3 protein-coding genes are annotated in these 2,391 nt (G+C 38.9%); all 3 read right to left on the reverse strand.

Annotated elements, in window-relative coordinates:
• Positions 1–114: 114 nt before the first annotated feature.
• Positions 115–642 (reverse strand): Ycf51 family protein, encoded by a 528-nt coding sequence (locus tag CK510_RS29425; RefSeq protein ID WP_095724991.1) that lies wholly within the window; start codon positions 640–642, stop codon positions 115–117.
• A 32-nt stretch (positions 643–674) separates the two neighbouring features.
• Positions 675–932 carry a hypothetical protein gene (locus tag CK510_RS29430; RefSeq protein ID WP_169927043.1) on the reverse strand — a complete coding sequence of 86 codons (258 nt, stop codon included), beginning with the start codon at positions 930–932 and terminating at the stop codon, positions 675–677.
• Between the two features lie 286 nt (positions 933–1,218).
• Positions 1,219–2,391, reverse strand: a 1,173-nt coding sequence (locus CK510_RS29435; protein ID WP_095724993.1) for a pentapeptide repeat-containing protein, incomplete at its 5' end; no start/stop codon positions are given.

The following is a 2,391-nucleotide window of genomic DNA, read 5'->3' on the forward strand; positions in this document are numbered from 1 at the left end:
TTTATGTATAATCTTAATAAATATTTATTGTTATTTTCGGGAAAGACGTTCCATCGGAACGTCTCTACGGATGATAATTTTGGGGTTGATTGCTGGTGTAATTAACTCCCGAGATTAAGTAATAGGCTTTGTTTTTGGCAACTGAGCAAATTTATCTTCATAAACTTCCACAGCCACACCATCATCTTCACGACTAGCCAAAGAACGTGTCACCTGTCCCAAGAACAAAGGTACTGAAAGACCATCTTCGGGATGGGTAACGGTACGAGCGCGAACGGTTAATGATTTGTTTCCACCAGCACCTAAGCGTCCGTAAGAATACAAGTCACTTGCTGCTTGACGCAAAGTCGCATCTAATTGTGTTGGGGTGACGGTTTGTGGTAAGCCAATTACAGCCTGTGTCGCGCCATTATCAAAAATCAAACTGTAGTTTAAAGCACCAGGAATTACTGTCCTTGTTAGAGGTGCTAGGGATAAGGCAAATAAACCACCCGTCATCACTAGCATAAATCCAGTTGTACCCACCAATCGGAAGCGGATACCCCATTTCAGCACAAAAGCCAAAATTGCGATCGCAGCAAATGCTAATGTGGCAATTCCTGACCATTGAGTATATTTGAGAAAAGTAAGTTGAATATCCATATCAGTCGGCTACCCAGGGATTTTAACTTTTATTAAGCTAATCTATATAAATATTTTACTGTCGAAGCGGTTAAATATTCCAGCCCTTTCAATGTTGCAAGTATGTTGATGCAACTAACACCATCGAAAATTAAAATAGCGCAAACTGCGTGAACCGATTTTTGAATTCCACATACTACCAAGCTCATTAAATCTACTTGACTGGAAAATAGTAAATCTTGCTGGTACTGCACTTGTGCATGTTTTGTAAATAAGCTATCCATCCGTTCTGGAGCAAATATACGCGACATTACAGCACTTCCGGTAGCTATGAGGTACATGCTCAAAGCTGAAAGCTATGATTAGAAGGGAGGTGAGGGGAACAACTGTATTGTGTAATAGCCGGAAGTGCTGTAACACCTGTACCATCACGCTTACAGGACTTTATGAGTACAAATTGCTCAAAGACGGAGGATAGTATAATGACGCACCTTGATATAGATACAGTCAAGGATACCTTGAAGGAAGTTATGGTAGTGTTGAGAGACACGCCAGAAGACTACACCATACTCGGTAATCCGAGTTGGTGTAGGTAGTTCACAATGACTCGTAATTCACATTTGTCCAATGACTTGGTATTGCCAAACCATCCGGTAGGATAGTTGTACTGTCACCTAATGCAGTTTCAATTTGTTGTGCTTCCAAGTTTTCAACTCTACTTAAATCAGCACCATTTAAGTTAGCATCTTGGAAAATTGTCCCTGCTAAATTTGCCCCGACTAAATTAGCTTTACTAAGATTTGCATCACTGAAATTTGTCTTAGATAAAACTGCTTCCAGTAATATCGCTTCTTGCAAATTTGCCGTACTAAAGGTGGCATTTTGTAAGTTTGCCCCAATCAAATTTGCACCTTGTAGATTTGCCCCAATTAAATTACCATTAGTTAGATTACATGCTTCTAAATTTGCCCTTGCTAGGTTCGCATCACAAAAATTTGTGGCTTGCAATTTCGCTTGATAAAAAATTGCTTCCGACAGATTTGCATCGTACAAAGTTGCAGATTGCAAGTCAGCACCATAAAAAATAGCATTCTTCAGATTAGCTTTGCGTAAAATAGCCATTTGCAAATTAGCTTCGTAAAATAAAGCCTCATGCAAATCAGCCTCATACATAACAGCTTCTTGCAAATTTACACCAGAAAAATCTGCTGCTTTCAGATTTGCCCCATAAAATATTACCCCTCGTAAATCAGAACCAGTAAAGTCTGCATCCTGTAAATTGCCCTCAGTTAAATCAGCATTACTGATATTGATATAGCGTAAATCTAACTTCTGGTTCTCCGGTTCTTTACTGATATCACGACGTGCGATCGCAGTCAAAGCTGCTTGAATATCAGTTGGCAATAGTGATATTCTTTCCTCTACCTCTTCATCTTCATCTCTATCACTACTAAAAACTGGTGCATTTTCGCGGATAAAAGCAGCAAGAATTTCAACAATTGTCCATTGTTTAGCAGGAACATCCTTGGCAATTTGTTCGAGAGTATAAATTGCACCTAATCGAGTTTCTGCTTTATTACTACCTAGTTGTTCGATTGCTTGATGAAACCCATCTGTATTTGGTTTATCTTCAGTGACATCTCCATAACTAACTTCTATTTGAATATCCTGATTCTCGATTAATTTTTCTAATCGTAACTGCTTATCTGTTGAACAGTTACTACTTCCCCCTGTCAATTTTTGCCGTATTTCCCTAACTAAAATTTTGGT

Source organism: Brunnivagina elsteri CCALA 953, from assembly GCF_002289455.1.
Classification (GTDB): Bacteria; Cyanobacteriota; Cyanobacteriia; order Cyanobacteriales; family Nostocaceae; genus Brunnivagina; species Brunnivagina elsteri.